At 56.9% G+C, this 16,862-nt stretch carries 15 protein-coding genes and 6 pseudogenes; 13 read left to right on the top strand and 8 right to left on the bottom strand.

Annotated features, from left to right (window positions below):
* Positions 1–87 precede the first annotated feature (87 nt).
* Positions 88–579, top strand: a pseudogene (locus FB593_RS26210) (DDE-type integrase/transposase/recombinase); the annotation flags it as partial.
* A gap of 104 nt (positions 580–683) precedes the next feature.
* Here the strand turns inward: FB593_RS26210 and FB593_RS26205 are convergent.
* Together FB593_RS26205 and FB593_RS26200 are read right to left on the bottom strand one after the other, a co-directional pair.
* Positions 684–1,190, bottom strand: coding sequence for a DUF6985 domain-containing protein (locus FB593_RS26205; protein ID WP_145167424.1), 507 nt, complete (start codon positions 1,188–1,190; stop codon positions 684–686).
* Between the two features lie 12 nt (positions 1,191–1,202).
* Positions 1,203–2,114 carry an agmatinase gene (locus FB593_RS26200; RefSeq protein WP_145167422.1) on the bottom strand — a complete coding sequence of 304 codons (912 nt, stop codon included), beginning with the start codon at positions 2,112–2,114 and terminating at the stop codon, positions 1,203–1,205.
* A 322-nt stretch (positions 2,115–2,436) separates the two neighbouring features.
* On the opposite strand from FB593_RS26200, the gene FB593_RS26195 reads away from it, so the two are divergent.
* From FB593_RS26195 to xth, 8 genes are all read left to right on the top strand, one after another.
* Entirely contained in the window at positions 2,437–2,775 is a 339-nt protein-coding gene (locus FB593_RS26195; RefSeq protein ID WP_321186340.1) for a hypothetical protein, read from the top strand.
* A 150-nt stretch (positions 2,776–2,925) separates the two neighbouring features.
* A complete protein-coding gene (locus tag FB593_RS26190) occupies positions 2,926–3,585 on the top strand; it encodes a transglycosylase domain-containing protein (protein ID WP_321186339.1) in 660 nt (219 codons plus the stop codon).
* A gap of 53 nt (positions 3,586–3,638) precedes the next feature.
* Complete coding sequence (locus tag FB593_RS26185) at positions 3,639–4,436, top strand: class I SAM-dependent methyltransferase (protein ID WP_145167418.1); 798 nt, start codon at positions 3,639–3,641, stop codon at positions 4,434–4,436.
* Positions 4,437–4,660: 224 nt separating this feature from the next.
* On the top strand, positions 4,661–5,590 hold the full coding sequence (locus FB593_RS26180; RefSeq protein WP_321186338.1) for a S41 family peptidase: 930 nt from the start codon (positions 4,661–4,663) through the stop codon (positions 5,588–5,590).
* A 303-nt stretch (positions 5,591–5,893) separates the two neighbouring features.
* Positions 5,894–6,793 carry a hypothetical protein gene (locus FB593_RS26175; protein ID WP_145167414.1) on the top strand — a complete coding sequence of 300 codons (900 nt, stop codon included), beginning with the start codon at positions 5,894–5,896 and terminating at the stop codon, positions 6,791–6,793.
* A 56-nt stretch (positions 6,794–6,849) separates the two neighbouring features.
* Positions 6,850–7,254 carry a GFA family protein gene (locus FB593_RS26170; RefSeq protein WP_145167412.1) on the top strand — a complete coding sequence of 135 codons (405 nt, stop codon included), beginning with the start codon at positions 6,850–6,852 and terminating at the stop codon, positions 7,252–7,254.
* Positions 7,255–7,434: 180 nt separating this feature from the next.
* On the top strand, positions 7,435–7,611 hold the full coding sequence (locus tag FB593_RS26165) for a DUF3606 domain-containing protein (protein ID WP_018099080.1): 177 nt from the start codon (positions 7,435–7,437) through the stop codon (positions 7,609–7,611).
* Between the two features lie 3 nt (positions 7,612–7,614).
* The gene (gene xth, locus FB593_RS26160; protein WP_145167410.1) at positions 7,615–8,415 is read left to right on the top strand and encodes an exodeoxyribonuclease III; all 801 of its coding nucleotides are present in this window, start codon (positions 7,615–7,617) and stop codon (positions 8,413–8,415) included.
* 27 nt (positions 8,416–8,442) lie between these two features.
* Here xth and FB593_RS26155 read toward each other — a convergent pair.
* From FB593_RS26155 to FB593_RS26145, 3 genes and pseudogenes are all read right to left on the bottom strand, one after another.
* Positions 8,443–8,811 (bottom strand): annotated as a pseudogene (locus FB593_RS26155) (SOS response-associated peptidase family protein); the annotation flags it as partial.
* Positions 8,812–9,150: 339 nt separating this feature from the next.
* Positions 9,151–9,447, bottom strand: coding sequence for a type II toxin-antitoxin system RelE/ParE family toxin (locus tag FB593_RS26150; protein WP_145167408.1), 297 nt, complete (start codon positions 9,445–9,447; stop codon positions 9,151–9,153).
* Positions 9,444–9,710, bottom strand: coding sequence for a type II toxin-antitoxin system ParD family antitoxin (locus FB593_RS26145; protein WP_145167406.1), 267 nt, complete (start codon positions 9,708–9,710; stop codon positions 9,444–9,446). Before FB593_RS26145 ends, FB593_RS26150 begins: the two co-directional genes overlap by 4 nt.
* 268 nt (positions 9,711–9,978) lie before the next feature.
* On the opposite strand from FB593_RS26145, the gene FB593_RS26140 reads away from it, so the two are divergent.
* A protein-coding gene (locus FB593_RS26140) for an IS5 family transposase (protein WP_145167404.1) occupies positions 9,979–10,736 on the top strand; the annotation gives its coding sequence in 2 pieces (ribosomal slippage) (positions 9,979–10,315 and positions 10,315–10,736; 759 coding nt in all).
* Between the two features lie 196 nt (positions 10,737–10,932).
* Here FB593_RS26140 and FB593_RS26135 read toward each other — a convergent pair.
* Complete coding sequence (locus tag FB593_RS26135; protein ID WP_414896271.1) at positions 10,933–11,679, bottom strand: potassium channel family protein; 747 nt, start codon at positions 11,677–11,679, stop codon at positions 10,933–10,935.
* Positions 11,680–11,967: 288 nt separating this feature from the next.
* Between FB593_RS26135 and FB593_RS26130 the strand changes: the two genes are divergently transcribed.
* Both FB593_RS26130 and FB593_RS26125 read left to right on the top strand, forming a co-directional pair.
* The gene (locus FB593_RS26130; protein ID WP_145167402.1) at positions 11,968–13,950 is read left to right on the top strand and encodes a BCCT family transporter; all 1,983 of its coding nucleotides are present in this window, start codon (positions 11,968–11,970) and stop codon (positions 13,948–13,950) included.
* Between the two features lie 39 nt (positions 13,951–13,989).
* Positions 13,990–15,226, top strand: a pseudogene (locus tag FB593_RS26125) (DUF2254 domain-containing protein).
* Between the two features lie 343 nt (positions 15,227–15,569).
* Here the strand turns inward: FB593_RS26125 and FB593_RS26120 are convergent.
* Positions 15,570–15,773, bottom strand: a pseudogene (locus FB593_RS26120) (DUF4394 domain-containing protein); the annotation flags it as partial.
* Between the two features lie 4 nt (positions 15,774–15,777).
* Here FB593_RS26120 and FB593_RS26115 point away from each other — a divergent pair.
* Positions 15,778–15,987, top strand: a pseudogene (locus FB593_RS26115) (anti-sigma factor domain-containing protein); the annotation flags it as partial.
* Positions 15,988–15,993: 6 nt separating this feature from the next.
* Here FB593_RS26115 and FB593_RS26110 read toward each other — a convergent pair.
* Positions 15,994–16,809 (bottom strand): annotated as a pseudogene (locus FB593_RS26110) (gamma-glutamyltransferase); the annotation flags it as partial.
* Positions 16,810–16,862: the final 53 nt, after the last annotated feature.

Genomic DNA, 16,862 nt, shown 5'->3' with positions numbered 1-16,862 from the left:
TGGCCATGGGCCAAGCTTGAATAGAGAGCCGTATGCGCTGAAAGGTGCACGTACGGTTCGGGGAGGAGAAGTGCTTCTGCGCTTCTTACTCCACTCGCGACCTGGCAGGGTTTCGTCTACGTGGCCTTTGTGATCGACGTCTTTGCCCGGCGCATCGTTGGCTGGCGGGCGAGCCGGACGGCACATGCGAGCTTTGTCCTCGATGCCCTTGAACAGGCACTTCATGATCGGCGTCCCGTTCATGGCGGTGGGCTCGTGCACCATTCGGACAGGGGCGTTCAATACGTGTCCATCCGGTACTCCGAGCGGCTGGCAGAAGCTGGCATCGAGCCTTCTGTCGGGAGTGTCGGCGACAGTTATGATAATGCCCTCGCCGAAACGATCAACGGTCTCTACAAGGCCGAGGTCATTCATCGGCGCGGACCATGGAGGAACTTCGAAGCGGTGGAATTCGCAACTCTGGAATGTGTCGACTGGTTCAACCGCCGACGACTCCTGGAGCCCATCGGAAACATACCGCCAGCCGAGGCTGAAGAACGCTACTACGCCATGCTGGACGAACCAGCCATGGCCGCATAACTCAAACCAAATGGCCTCCGGCAAACCCGGTGCGGTTCACTTCATTGGTTGTGCCGTTACCTGGTCGCAGTGGTTGAGAATCGGACAAAACGTTCGATGAACTTTCAGTCAGTCTCCTGAGAAAGCCTTGTTGTGAATTCGGGGTTTCTCGCTTTGTAGACGACAGTCTCCAAAGCGGGATCCGCGTACGCATTCACGTTGGTCAGGTGACCATTATATCCACCGACTCTCGTAAGCGTCGCACCGTTTCGCCAAACCATCATGAGTCCGCGTTCGGCATCCCAGCCGCACTCAGCCTGCATCACCACGTACCAGTTTTCATCGTCCCTTCGCCCTTTCTCGACGCTGACAGGTCCCGGAATTACATGATCCCATATATCGGCGGGTGATTCCGGAATGCCTATTTCCGCGTCCAGCCATTCCGGTCTCCCGGCCTCTTCGTAATAGTCCTTGTAAAAAGCAAAAACGTGCCGCGTGTCCGACAGCCTGTCCGCCTTCGTCAGCGCAAGAAACGAGGCCAGAGCAGCAGCGGACGCGGGAGCGTCAGGATCGGGCCCTTCGACCAGTTCAACTTCAGCGCCATCAAAATAAGAAACGACGATCGTAGTCATAGATCTGTACCTTCAATTCTGCCGCACAACGGCCCCGATTGCATTGACGAGCAAGCGGGACGCTGTCAGTGCCGATAAGCCATCAACATCGGATGGAGGATAGAGTTCGACAAGGTCAAACCCGATAATTTTGGCGCGCCTGCCGACGCCAGCGATCAGATCGATCACCTGGCGATAGGTCAGGCCGCCCGGCGTCCGAGCCGCTACACCCGGCATGATGCCTGGATCGAGGCCGTCACAGTCGAGAGTGATGACGACGCGTGATCCCTCCGGAATATGCTGGAGAGCGATGTCAATGCCTTGCGCATCAACTTCCCGCGCCGTGACGATGCGGCTACCATATTGTCGAGCTGCATCGACTTCTTCCTGCCGTGCACTGCCGACACTGCGCATGCCGACCTGAACCATTCCGGCGACATGGGTCATCTCACTCGCCCGGCGCATGGGGCTCGAATAGCCGTAGCGCTCACCCTGCACCTCATCACGCCAGTCAATATGGGCGTCAATCTGCAGAATCCATATCGGCCCAACATCTGCAAAACCGGCAAGAAAGGGGATGACCACGGAATCGTCGCCCCCGAGCATGAGCGGCACGGCGGACGAAGCCAGGATCTCCTGCGTCTTCGCTTCGATCAGATTGCGATTACCCCTACTGTCGTTGGCATCGGTCGGGAGGTCGCCCGCGTCGATACAGCAGATTGGGCCACCGGCGAATAGTGGGCCGCCAAGATCGAAATCCCAGTGCTCCACATTTGAGACGTCTTCCTGGCTGGCACGGCGGATGGCGTCGGCGGCCAAGGCGTGACCATCGCTGTCCTCGCCAGGATACTTGCTCCCGTGCCTCGCTCCAAAGATGACGGCGCACGGGATATGGCCGTCTGCGAGGCGGTCCGGGAGACCGAGAAAGGATAGTGAGGCGGTCATTCGCAGGCTCCAGTTTTCGCTACTCAGTCTCCAAGGTCACCTTTTTAACAGTCGCTGATTGTATAATCCTGCCTGAGCGGTTCACGATCAAACGGCTACCATTTGCGACCACCAACAATTGCGCACGCCATTTCCATGGATGGTGCGGCATGCGTTTCGGCTGGTACCTTAGAACTCCACGCTCACACACTTCGAAGTTGCCCATCGACCTCGATTTTGCCATGCTCGCATGGAGGCGAAGTGGTGATACCATGGATTATGCCATAAGACTGAAATTCCTGATCCAGATGGCGTTGAGTACAGCTTTCTGGAACAGAAGACGATGTATGGCGGTAAACATATTATGGCCGGCGACACAATCTATCTGTTTGCGAGCGAGAACGAGGGCGGCTGTGGGCTTGTAGCGCGAGGCACCGTTGTCGATGCCATAGAAGTTCCGAGGAAAGCGAATGTCGTGCGGCAGACGCCACGCGTCAGCTTGAAAGTGAGAAGAGGCGACCTCGCGTCGCGACTGCTTGGCCGACGTGAGCTCGCGCAATACAACGATTGGGATGACGGTAAGCCCGAAACGGAGCTGAACTTTAAATTCTACCGCCAGGCCACAGACAAAGTAATTGGTCTATCCGATAGCGCTGCCGCATTTCTGGATGGCTTCTTTTGATCCACTGAACGCAGATCTTGGCTCCGATGTTTTCTTGGAGCAGTTCCTGTCAGCATCGACTGAATTCTATCGACAGCGTTGCGAGTGGCTCACCACAAACAAAATGTCTGATCTATCAACACAAGACCAATCGTAGGATATGCAGATCGAATGACGCGGATACTGAAATATGGCAGCTTTGTCGTTGCGCTCTTGCTTATCGGTCTCGTTGGTTATGGTGCTAAGGGATACTGGGATGCGCTATCGGATGCCGAGGACTTGCGTGCTCGCGCCGACGCGGTGATTGCTCAAGGCCGCGGCGGCGATACTTTGGGGGCAGCTCATCGGGCAATTCTGCTCGCCGTGGAAGACCCGAATTTCTCAACGCATTCTGGTGTTGATTTCTCGAGCCCGGGCGCTGGGTTGACCACCATCACTCAATCGGCTGCCAAGCGGCTCGCCTTTCAGGAATTTCATTCTGGCCTCGGCAAGATACGCCAGACCGGCTATGCGCTTGGGCTGGAGAGCCGTCTTTCCAAGGAGCAGATCCTTGCCCTGTGGCTGGAGACGCTGGAAATGGGCAAAGGTCCTAACGGCTGGATGGTTGGTTTCTATTCGGCAAGCGCGGCGATCTATGGGCGGCCTCCAGCCGAGCTGACCGAAGCCGAGTTTATCCGGCTGGCGGCGGTGCTGATAGCGCCGGCCTCCTATGATCTCACCAGAAGCGACGCCAAGCTCGATGAACGCGCCGCACGCATCCAGCGTCTGGCGGCTGGGGCGTGTGTGCCTTCCGGCTTTTCGGATGTTTGGCTCGAAGGGTGTCGGCAATAAGTCCCACGAGGTCGAGACAGGATTTCGGGGAGAAAGAAAGATGGAGGTGAGGCATGGCCTCGATAACGACCGGCAATGCAGAGCAATATGGCGATAGCCGCAAGCTCGCGGCTCGCGCCCGGCTGAACAGCGAATATACGATTGCCGAGACCAGCTGGTTTCCTTGGATAGCAGGGCAGCTTCCTCTCAAGCCCGGTGACAGCATCCTTGATGTCGGGTGTGGTCCTGGTTGGTTTTGGGAGGCAGCCGCAAGCGGCTTGCCGCAAAACCTGCAGCTTACGCTTTCCGACCTTTCGTCGGGCATGGTCCAGGAAGCCGTCGAGCGTTGCCGGCCCCTGCAATTTGCATCGGTCACAGGCCAGCAAGCCGACGCGGCCGCGTTGCCCTTTGAAGACGGGTCCTTTGACGCCGTCATCGCCATGCACATGCTCTATCATCTGCCTGACCCGTCGAAGGCGGTTGCGGAGATGCACCGGGTTCTGAGGCCGGGCGGTTGTCTGGCGGTGACGACGAACGGCGTCGGCAACATGCGCGAGATGTACGCCCTGACGACGGTGTTCGGCAGCCCGCCAGTCGATCCTGCCGGCGCCGCGTTCGGATATGACGTCGCCGAGGGGATCATGCAGGCTCAGTTCGGCAATGTGACCATGAAGCAGCATCCGGCCTGTCTACGCGTGACCGAACCGGAAGACATATTTCTGGCGCTGACGTCCTATCCTCCCGGCGATGCTGCTGATGACGCGCAGCTTGCCGCATTCCGGGATGCGATCACCAAAGCGTTTCAGGCGGGCAATGGTGTTCTTGAGGTTGGAAAGGAACGCGGATTGTTCATCAGCTGGAGAAACGTTTGAGATTGAGTATCCGGACTAAGGTGGGCGTGCCATTCAAGACCATCGCGGAGGGCAGAAGTCGAGGACCTATGGGAAACCAAGTTCGGTGATGGCGACCTAGCAAAACGTACTGGGTCACTGCATCATCAATCGAACCGTAACAGGGAAAACAAATGCTCAATCGTCGATCGCCATTTCTTATCGCCTGTGTTGCGACAATTATCGCCCTCCTGGCCGAGCCATCAATGGCGAGTGCCGATGTGGCTCCCGACGTGGCGCAAAGCGTGCTATTGGACCAGACTGCGGTCAGGAACGTGATCGGCGGCATCGCAATCAAGTTGCGCGAAGATTACGTGTTCCCGGATATGGGAGAGCAGGCGGCGGCTACGCTGGAGAAGGCGTTGGCAGAGAACGTCTATGCTGGTGTCACGGATCCGAGCAAGTTTGCGGCGCAACTGACCGGACAACTGCGGGCGATTACCAAGGATAGCCACATGCGGGTGATCTTCGGACCACCGTTCCGCAACCTGCCTCCGCCTTCCACGCTTCAGGATGCCGGCTTCGAGGTGAAACGGCTGGACGGCAATATTGGATACGTCCACTTGGCGCGGTTCGTTACGCCCGATGTGTTCAACCCGGCAGCCGATGATACCATGCGTAGCGTGTCCGATACCGCGGCGCTCATCATCGACATGCGGGACAATGGCGGCGGACATCCGGCATCCGTCGCGTACCTTGCCAGTTTCTTCCTGGACCCGGGCAAGCGCGTTCATATCAACGATCTCATTTGGCGCAATCGCGGGACATCGACGTTCAGAACGGAGTCATTCTGGAGTTCGCCGACGCCAGTGCGCTACGTCGGCAAGCCGGTCTACGTTCTGGTTGGTCCGAAGACCTATTCGGCGGGTGAGGAATTTGCCTACGACCTGCAGGTCCTCAAGCGCGTGACCGTGGTCGGCGAGACAACACGCGGAGGAGCAAATCCCGGCGGGCTGAACGATCTCGGTTTCGACCTTTTCGTTGTCGTGCCAACAGGCAGGGCCGAAAATCCGATCACGCGAAGCAACTGGGGAGGCGTCGGCGTGCGGCCTGACGAAGAGGCTACGCCCGAAGCCGCCCAGGAAGCAGCGATGGCCTTGGCCGTGCGTGAGCTTGCCAGACAGTCGGCGAGATAGGGAGCGGCCGCATGAGCGGAGAGCGGATTATCATCGTAAGGAGATCCGTCTGTTTCACGAATTACGTGTTCATGCGAAGGAGCCTTATGGTGGCGAGCGGGTCTGCGATCACTGGACGCTCTCACCGGATGGAACCTCGGCAATCCGGGACAACGGTTTTCAAAGCTTTTTGGCGGCGGCGGACGAACTCGACGAGGTTCTTCCGCGCTTAAAATACGGGCTATGACCTCGCTAAGGCAGTAAAATCGTGACGGGCCCACTCGCTAAGGCGCAACCTCCGTCAACCTTGGATCGTTTCTTGCCATGGACGACGACCATGATGAAGATCACGAGGATAGCCCGGCTTTGGAAACCGTCTCGTTTCCGTTCGACCGCATGACCGTGGCGCGGTTTCGCGAGGCCTTCCCGAAGGCGCGGTGGAACGACCGCCTTCAGGCCTGGACGGTTCCTGGCAGCACAGCGCGGCGCCGCATCGACCGGTGGCTGGCGTCGGAGGCGAACCGCAAAACTCCGTTCGAGGAGGCGAAGGGACGCGACGCTTTCGAATTCGAGCCGATCCTCAGTCCATACCTTGAGGTCCATGACCGCGGTCTCCGCGTCCGAACCCCCTATTCCCGCACCGTCGTCGACGAACTCCGGCAGATTCCATTCGCCCGCTGGAACGGAGACGACAAGGTCTGGGAGGCTCCTTATTCTTCCTATGACGAGCTGCAGCAGCGGTGGGAAGCCATCGAGGATGCTGCCAAGTGGGCCGAACCCTCGGAGCGGCGCAAAAGGGCCGAGGCGAGGAGGGGCACCGAGGAAGAGGCCAAAGCAAAACGCCGAACGTCCGAGAGAAGGAAGAAGAGGCTTCCGGTCCCGAGCGATGATCTACCGCGTCTCGGCTGCCCGATTGGCACAACCGCTTATGGTGTCGTGGTCATCACCGAAATCACGGGTGAGCTCGTCGATCAGAATGAGGTTTCCGAGCACCATCCTGACGTCAGTGCTGAGCATGTGTGGGCAGGATGGCGTCTACCGACGCTAGAGGAATTGGTTCACACGTGGCCGGCACGCCACGATGCGTCCTCATACGAGAAAGACCGCGGATGGTGGCAGCCGACATTGATCGAATTGCGGGAGGCAAGAAGGCAGGCAAAATCCCGCGACAGGCGCAGACGTAAAAATCAGGGTGTCGAGGGGTATCAGGACCGGCAGATGTAGAGGTCCACTTGCGATGGGCATTCTCATGGAAACAGCAATACGGATGGAGAGGTAACATGCATATCGATGGCGCATGCCAATGCCAAAAGATCACTTATGAAGCCGAGATCGATCCACAAGACGTGGCCATTTGCCACTGCACCGACTGCCAGAGATTGACGGGAACTGCCTACAGGGTAACCGTCAGCACGCAACGCAGCCAGTTTCAGATAACGACCGGCGAGCCCAGACTTTACGTCAAGACCGCCGACAACGGTCGCCGACGGTTGCAGTTCTTCTGTTCCGATTGCGGATCGCCCATCTATACGACGGGGGAGGATGAAGATGCCGAAGAGGTTGGGATCAGACTGGGGACGATTAACCAGCGACAGGCGCTTAGGCCCCGCTCGCAGATCTGGTGCTCCTCGGCGTTGGCCTGGGCTCAGGATCTGACCGATCTTCCAGGGCGGGCGGGGGATTGACCCTCGCTGTCGAAAATGAAGCAGGCTCGCCTTAAGAGAAATGTGATGAGGTTGTTGCGCTGGCGGGTGCCCAGCGGCACTCAGCAACGCGCTCGTCTGAGGATCACGCGCAACAGATAGAATGGAACTTCTTGAATCAGCGTCCGTTTTCCGGTGACCGAAACCATGAGGAGAACGACAATGGCAACCACATCGCGAGGCAGAGCCCAGGATCGGGCCAAAGTCGCAGCCGGACAGGACCACGAAGTCCGCTACGAGGCAAAGAAGGAAGGTGTTTCGAAGGACACGGTTAAGAAGGCCGTGAAGAGCGCCGGTAATTCTCGCAAAAAGGTGGAGGCAGAAATCGGTCGGCACTGATCGGTGAAGCTCGCGACCTACAACGTCAACGGCGTCAACGGCCGGCTCGAAGTCCTTCTCCGATGGTTGGATGAGGCCGAGCCGGACGTCGTCTGCCTGCAGGAACTAAAGGCACCGCAGAACAAGTTTCCGATCAAAGCGATCGAAGCCGTCGGCTATGGTGCCGTCTGGCAGGGCCAGAAGTCCTGGAACGGGGTCGCGATCCTTGCCAAGGGTCAGCAGCCTCACTTCACGAGAAAAGGTCTGCCGGGTGAGCCGGAAGACGAACACAGCCGCTATATCGAGGCAATCGTAAACGGCATCGTCATCGGAGCATTGTATCTCCCGAACGGCAATCCTTATCCCGGGCCGAAATTCGATTACAAGCTCCGCTGGTTCAAGAGGCTGCATGACTATGCGGCGGAACTGCTCGAACTTGAAGTTCCAGTCGTGCTCGCAGGCGACTACAACGTCATGCCGACAGAGATCGACGTCTACAAGCCGGAGCGCTGGACAAACGACGCGCTTTTTCGTGTGGAAGTCCGGAAGGCTTACAGGAAAATCGTCGACCAAGGATGGACAGATGCGCTGCGGCATCTTCATCCGAACGAACGCATCTACACGTTCTGGGACTATTTCCGGAACGCCTACGCACGGGACGCGGGGTTGCGGATCGACCACTTCCTCCTGAGTTCCGAAGCTGCGGCAATGCTCTCCAAGGCAGAGGTCGACAGGCATGTGCGCGGATGGGAGCACACCAGCGACCATGCGCCCGTCTGGATAGAACTGCAGGACGAGCCGCTCAAGAAGCACAAGGCGAAGTGAACGAAGCTAGCCGAAACGGCAAGCGCGTTACAGCAGGCTGCCTTGCTCCACCGGCTCGCCAGATTTCGACACGATCGATGACCCGTAAGGTTCACGTGACAGGATGATCAGCGCGTCGTTTGGAAGTGGGCGAGCGAGGTGTTTAGCCTCGTCCCAAGGCGCCCGCATCCAGATATCGGTTTCTTCCTTCGTCAGCAGCAGAACAGGCATGGCCTTTTCGTGGATTGGCTTGATGAGATCATTGGGATCCGTGGTCAGGAAGCCATAGAGATCGTCCGTGGTCATTCCATCCTTTACCTTGCGGACGCTTTTCCATCGCGGCACGTGGATACCAGCGAAGAACATCAGCGACTTTGCCTCGTCGCGAGCGAACCAGGCGTTAGGCACATTGCCACCGCCGGATCCGGGCAATCGCTTCACCACGCATGCCGGTCGCAAAACGTCAGCTACCGCCAGTAAGTCCACCATCAGCGGAAAGCCCGAATGCGGCCCATTCCTTCTTCCCTGAGGATAAGTGTCTGTCCGGACTGGGGGTTCTATGCTGATATACACCGCCGCGGAGTCGGCGGTTCGACTCCTTTCAAGGCGGTCGACTTGGAAAATTCTCGATCGTACGTTAGATGCCTATGAAATGCAGAGCGCAGACATAGGGTCTGGGTTTTGACGCTCAGAGGTAAGCCGCAGCAGTTCCTCTTGGCTACAGCGTGAGGGGTCGCCGAGCGTGACACATTCTAATCACTCGCCGAAGAGGATAGTGCCATAGTCGGTGGCACCATGCAGAATATGAATGATGACTACCTTCTCATTGTCAACGCGGTAGAAGATCAGGTAGTCGCCGTGAACGCGTCGACGAATTCTGTGACGTTCATAGCGCGGGACAACGGAGAAGCCGCTGGGGTTATCGACGAGTTCTTCACATTTGCCCCGCAGTTCCCGGATGAATGAGAGGGCGCGCCGTGGATTGCGCTCAGCAATATAATCGACGATTTGCTCAAGATCGTTCTCGGCCTCATCAGAAAACTCGAGGATCATGCCGATTTTTCGGCCTTGTCAGCCATCACACGATATTTCGTGTCGAGACGGCTGAAGACATCGCTTGCCGGCTTAGTCCGACCAGTGTCCGCATCAGCGATGCCGCGCATTATCGATGCATCCAGCGCGACTAGCCGGGTCTCGCGTTCTTGAACCAGTCGAACACCTTCACGCAGGACTTCGCTTTTCGAGCCGTAGCGCCCTGTATTAACGAGCTGCTGAATGTAGCTTTCTAGCTGCTTTCCCAGATCGGCGCTGATCATGCTGTCCTCCATTATGTTGTGGCGACAGCAATATACGCGTTTATCAACTATTATCAAGGAGAGGCATATTTGTTCTTTCTGTACGGCTCGGCTTGGGACCATTCGTGCCTCCACGATCGGCGGCATGCCAATTCTGCGGGGCAGGATCCTGCTGAAGAAATTCGAGAACGCCGTGGCCACACTGTCCTTTGCGCTACGACATACCTAGGGTCAGGACCCATTGATTTGATGCGTCGGATGTGATTCAGGCCCCGCAAGGAGACTGATCATGAGCGACCTTTATTGGCTGACAGATGAGCAAATGGCGCGGCTTGCGCCGTATTTTCCCAAGAGCCACGGCAAGCCTCGGGTTGATGACCGCCGTGTTCTGAGCGGGATCATTTTTGTCAATCGCAATGGCTTGCGGTGGCGGGATGCACCCCAGGAGTACGGGCCGCACAAGACGCTCTATAACCGTTGGAAGCGTTGGGGTGTTATGGGCGTGTTTGGCCGGGTGATGGAAGGTCTTGCCGTCGAGAGCGCAGATCCGAAAACCGTCATGATTGACGCAACCTATTTGAAGGCGCATCGCACGGCCTCAAGCCTGCGATTAAAAAAGGGGGGCTTGGGCGGTTAATCGGGCGCGCCAAGGGCGGCATGAATACGAAGTTGCATGCTGTCGCCGATGCGAATGGTCGACCGCTCAGCTTCTTCATAACCGCCGGTCAGATAAGCGATTATACCGGCGCAGCTGCCCTGCTCGATGATCTGCCCAAGGCGCAGTGGATGCTGGCCGACCGTGGATATGACGCCGACTGGTTCAGGGATGCCCTGCAGCAGAAGGGTATTAAACCCTGCATTCCCGGGCGCAAATCCCGGTCCCTGCCGGTCAAATACGACAAGCGTCGATACACGCGCCGCAACCGCATCGAGATCATGTTCGGTCGCCTCAAGGATTGGCGCCGCGTCGCCACCCGGTACGACCGATGTCCGACTGTCTTCTTCTCCGCCCTCGCTTTGGCCGCAACCGTCATCTTCTGGCTGTGATCAACGAGTCCTGACCCTAAAGGATGCTCAAGACCTCAATCGCAGCCAGGTGTCTTTGTCTCCGTCGATTTCGAGCGGGGGCCGGCAGCGCACGCCGCGTGAGCTGTTTGTCCCACCTATACAGAAGCTGTTTTCTGTTTCCGCCAAAACCAGAATAATTGCGGGAGAAAATGCGTGTCTTGCGGTTTCGGTCCTCTTAGTCGTTGTTGTTTGGAATGTTGAGCAGGTGCCCGCAGGCCTTGCAATGGACCGCGTCCACCTCGTGCCTTTGCAGTCCACATTTCCCGCACGGAAAGAGTACCTTGTGGGGACGCACGATCGACTGCGCCAACCTGACGAAGAGAGAAATACCGACGATCATCGTGACCACGGAGGTCAGTTTTCCGAGAGGTCCAGGAAGCGTAATGTCGCCGAAACCTGTCGTCGTCATCGTCGCGACCGTAAAGTAAAGGGCGTCGATGAAGCCGACCAAGCCACTCTGGTGATAGAAGAAGGTCGTGTAGACAAATCCTGTCACCATGAAAAGGAAGACGAGGAAGTTGAGCGATGCGCGCGCAACGTCCTTGTAGTGATGACAACCGAGCCGTTTCAGGATGACGGCGAAGAGCGGGCTTTCGCCCACGGCCCAGAGACGCATCGCCCTTAGGAAAGCAAAATTGAAAAGCGCGTTTGGAAACAACAACGTGGCGAGAATAACCAGATCAATCCAAGTCATCGGCCTCTTGAGGAGCGCGCTTAAAGAGCCAGTTGCGAATGCGCGTGCAAACAGTTCGGCAAGTATCCACACCGCGATGATGTAATCAATGATCAGATAGGAGGGCCCACTGCGCAAAAACGGCCCGAAAATGAAGAACGAGATGATGCTGACATCGATAACAGCAAGCACAGCTTGCCAACGAAGTGCCCATGTGTCGCGCCCGCGCTCGATACGACGCAACTTCATCTGCAAAATCTCGAGACGAGACGAGACGGATCTTCTGGTTCTTGTCGTGAATATCATTTCTAACGGATAGGCGCGAGTGAAGGCCGGGTCAATGCAAGCAAAAGGTGCGTCATGCGGCAAGGCCGCAACGTTATTGAGGAAGAAAATGGAGCCAAATCGTCGTTTCCGCATTCTCCAACAGCGGAAGATGTACAGTCTGTGATGATCTTTTGCCGAAACTTGGAGTAAAATCAAAGAGCATATTTAAAATCCATCTGCTCATCCGCTTAAGGGAAGGCCATTGCAGCTATGAAATCGTTCATCATCAATCCGCCAGTGTTCTACGGGTCGGTGATTGTCATCACCTTGTTCGTCGCGATCGGTATCGTGCTGCCCGGCCAGGCGGAAGCACTTTTTGGTACTATTCAAGGTTCCATTCTCGGCGCTTTCGGCTGGTTCTACCTGCTTTCCGTCGGCATATTTCTCGCGGCGATGCTGCTATTGTGTTTCGGCAGGTTTGGTCAACTCAAACTGGGACCGGACGATTCAGTTCCTGATTTCCGTTTCCTGTCGTGGATTGCGATGTTGTTTGCCGCCGGTATGGGCATCGGTCTCATGTTCTATGCCGTTGGCGAACCGATGACCCATTATATGGCGCCGCCGAGCGCCGAACCGAAAAGCGTGGCGGCAATGCGCGAAGCGATGACTGTGACCTTCTTTCACTGGGGCATACATGCCTGGGCGATTTACGCAGTCGTTGGCTTGTCGCTCGCCTATTTCGGTTATCGCTACAACCTTCCGCTGACAGTTCGCTCAGGCTTGTATCCATTGTTGAAGAACAGGATCAACGGTCTGATCGGACACGCGGTCGACATTTTTGCGATTGTCGGCACCATGTTCGGCATTGCGACATCGCTAGGGGTCGGCGTCGCGCAGATCAATGCCGGCCTCAACCACCTTGTCGGCTTGCCGATCAGCACCAGCGTCCAGCTTGTCCTGATTGTCGTGGTGACCGGCATGGCCACCATCTCGGTTGTGACAGGCCTCGATAAAGGCGTGAGAATATTATCGGAGACCAATCTGGTTGTCGCCGTACTGCTCATGCTTTTCGTGCTTATCGCCGGACCGACGACACAGCTCTTCCGAGACTTCGTGCAAAATATCGGCCTCTATCTCGACACAATCGTTCTGCGAACATTCAACATTTACGCCTATGAGCCCACGCCCTGGATCGATTCGTGGACGCTGTTTTATTGGGCCTGGTGGATTTCCTGGTCGCCGTTCGTGGGAATGTTCATCGCGCGGATATCTCGCGGAAGAACCGTGCGCGAATTTGTGGCTGCTGTGCTCTTCATCCCGGCCGGGTTTACATTCTTCTGGATGACGGTATTCGGCAATACGGCAATGTTCATCGATACAGGTGTCGCTGCGGGCGCTCTGGGCGCCGCCATCTCGAGCGACGTTTCCGTAGGCCTTTTCCGCTTCTTCGAATATTTGCCTCTTTCTGGCGTCACTTCGACACTGGCGGTTCTGCTAGTTTCCATATTCTTCATCACCTCGGCTGATTCCGGGGCGCTTGTGGTGGATTCCATCGCCGCCGGTGGTGAAACGGAAACGACGACGGGCCAGCGGATTTTTTGGTGTTCGATGGAGGGGATCGTTGCCGCATGCCTGCTGATGGCGGGTGGTCTCACCGCGTTGCAGTCCGCAACCGTCGCCAGCGCATTGCCTTTTACCGTGGTAATGCTGGCCTTGGTCGTGTCACTGTATCTTGGAATGCAGCAGGATTTAGCGCAGCGCGAGGTGCACAGCAGCCGAAACGTTGGGCCCGCGGAGCCCGCTTCTGGTCAGACCTGGCAACGAAGGCTCGCTCTTATGCTGAGCCCCACGACGGAGAAAGAAGTTGCGATCTTCATCGATGACAAGGTCGCACCCGCGCTGGACCAGGTTGCTGCCGAACTTCAGTCGCGCGGGAGGCCGGCGGAGGTAGATCGGGAGGGAGCCGGCCTTGTCACCCTTCGATCTCCTGCATCTGACGTTCGTGACTTTATCTATGGTGTTTCGGTCCAGAAACATCGGGTTGCAAGCTTCACCACCATCCGCGCAGGCGAGGCAGAGTTTCGATACGAAGCGAGAACCTTTTTCTCCAGCGGCAATAGTGGCTACGATCTGATGGGCATGTCGCAGGATCAGATCATCAGCGATGTTTTGATTCAATTCGAACGCTACCTGCATCTGGTCAACTCGCCGGAGTTTCAGCTTGTCCATGGCGCCCCGGAACACACGGCATAATGTTCGGATTGCACGAGTTTTGACCACCCGGCACAAGCGATGGTCCGGGTGGTTACTTTTGAGGGGAGCTGGCAAGTGATGAAGTCAAAGTGGCGGTGGTGGCTGGGCCAGATCGTTCGACGGATATGGTTCAGGGCAACGCTTTTTTCCATGGCTGGTGTCGTGACTGCTCTGCTTGCCGTCGCGCTTTCGCCTTACATCCCGCAAGAGCTGCCAACAAAGATAGGCGCGGACGCCGTTGACAAGATTCTCGGTATTATTGCCTCCAGCATGTTGACGGTAACGACTTTCTCATTGACCACAATGGTTTCCGCCTATTCCGCGGCCACCACCAACGTCACGCCGCGAGCCACGAAACTGGTCATGGAAGACAGTACGACACAGAATGTGCTGGCCACCTTCGTGGGCTCCTTCCTTTTCAGTCTGGTCGGAATAATTGCACTTACGACAGGTGCATACGGAGATCGCGGACGTCTCATCCTTTTTGTAGTAACCATCGGCGTGATCGTTCTCATTATCGTCACGCTGCTGCGCTGGATTGATCATCTTTCGCGACTTGGGCGAGTGACCGAAACCACCGAGCGGGTTGAACGGACAACGATTGAAGCGCTGACGGCATGGGTGGAGACGCCAAATCTCGGCGGCCATAGATTGCTTGAGGGTGACCCGAGATTAGGAAAGCCCAATACGCCCATCCACCAAAACGAGGTTGGTTACTCAGCATGTCGATGCAACGCTGCTCTCCGAGATCGCCGAGGAGTTCGATTTTGACATTTTCATTGTCGCGATAGCGGGCAAGCTGGTTGCACCCAACACTCCGCTGGCTTGGGTAGACGGTGAGGTTCATGACAATGTTTACGAGCGTATCGCCTCGGCTTTTACTATTGATAGTGTCAGGTCTTTCGATCAGGATCCTCGCTTCGGTGCTGCGGTTTTGTCTGAAATTGCCTCCAGAGCGCTTTCACCGGCTATCAACGATCCAGGCACCGCGATTGATGTGATCTCCCGAGCGATACGCGTGCTTTCCGTCTGGGATTCGCAGGACAGCAAAATAAAGGTGGTGTATCCTCGGCTCTTTGTTACCCCAATTCGACTTGAGGACCTGTTTGATGATCTCTTCGTGCCTATCGCGCGAGACGGGCATCCATCATCGAAGTTGGGCTTCGATTACAAAAAGCGTTTCTTACCCTATCGAAATTCGGCGATGTGGAGTTCAAGAAGATTGCAATGCTGCACGCGACAAGCGCTCTCAAGCGCGCTGAAGCAACTGCAATGATTGACGAAGACTTGGCCAGGCTACGACATACGTCAGCGCTTCTGAGCAAGAATCTGTTGTAGCCAGAATGTTTCGCCTGGCCTCTGCATCCTGCAGGTGAACGAGAATCATAACCGAATGGCAAGTCGTTTTCTTTGCGCCTTGGACTATGTTTTCCTGCTGCTTACTAAATTTGCGGGGTGGCAGCAGGATCGTTGCCGTCAAGCAGCCGAACGGCGTCATTCACGTCTTAGACAAGATCCTGCTTCCCGAAATGTAACCCTCTCGGCCGTGCAGACGGAAAGGGCTGGCTCCATTCAGGCGGCAGCCCTTCCATTCACGTTTTCTTTGCCGGGACAAAGGCTCACATTGCGGGGAGAACGGTGATGTCGCGTAGCTCACCGTCGGCGCCGGTAATGGAACCAATTTCGGTCGCAGCGCCTGTTTCCAGATCGACGGTGTAAAGCAGCTTGCCCGCGGCGAGATAGGCAGTGTTCTTGCCGCCTTCCTCTCCCTGGATATCAAAGGCATAGTTTGCCGGCATTTCCTTCAGGCCGAGCTTGCCTATCCTTCAGCTGTGGACCTTGCCTTCGAAGGAGGTCGGCCCCGTTTCTCTCGGATTGATCGAAGTTGTTCGTTCAGCAAAGCTAGAAGGGCCGGCGCTACCGGCTCCCAGAAGCGATCAGCTCTACGAAATCACCCTCGAGCAGGCGGGTGGTTCGCCATCCGGCAGGCCCACCGGGCCTATTCTCGCAAAGGGATTTGCTCGAATGCCGCGATAGGTGTGTTCAGTCCCCGAGAACCGCTCCCTCGCGTCGTGGATCCGCGCTGCCGATCAAACCTTCGGCGGTTATCTCGATTGCATGCAAACCGGAATTCATCTCGCCCGGTTTCACCTCGTAACCCAGCGCCTTCAGTGGCCCTGCCAGACCTTCCGCGCTTGTACCGGCCTCGATGTCATAGGTGCCGAAGCGGTTGATGAGATGCGGCTGGGAGACAATCGCCTCAACCGGCATGCCCCAGTCGATATAGGCGATCAGCGCCTGCCCTACATAGCCGATGATCTGGCTGCCGCCCGGCGAACCGATGGCGAGCAGCGGTTTGCCATCCTTCATCACGATCGTCGGGGCCATGGAGGAACGCGGTCGTTTGCCTGGCTCAACGCGGTTGGCGATCGGCAGACCGCCGTCATGGGTCTTGAAGGAAAAGTCCGTCAACTCATTATTGAGCAGGAAGCCGTTCGTCATCAGACGCGAGCCGAAGCCGCTTTCGATCGTTGTCGTCATCGAAACAACGTTGCCTTCCTTGTCGACGATGACGAAATGGCTCGTCGAGGGCAACTCAAGCGCGGCATCCCGGCCGAAAAGCAGCGCGTGGTCCCATTCCGGCTCGCCGGCCTTGACGGCATCGTTGGTCAACGCCTTATCGCCGTCGAGCAGCTTTGCCCTCCCGCCCAAATAGGTCTTGTCCAACAGGCCCTTGATCGGCAGCGGCACGAAATCGGTGTCAGCGACGTAACGCTCGCGGTCGGCGAAGGCGAGACGCTGGCCGTCGCCGATAATGCACCAACTGTCGACATTTTTTGGCCCAAGCGCCTTGAGATCAACTCTCGGGCGACTGCCCTTCCCGGTCAAACATTCGATTTTAGTGGCAGTGT

It is taken from the genome of Rhizobium sp. SJZ105 (assembly GCF_007828365.1).
Lineage (GTDB): Bacteria > Pseudomonadota > Alphaproteobacteria > Rhizobiales > Rhizobiaceae > Agrobacterium > Agrobacterium tumefaciens.
This window is presented reverse-complemented; position numbering and strand designations above follow the sequence as displayed.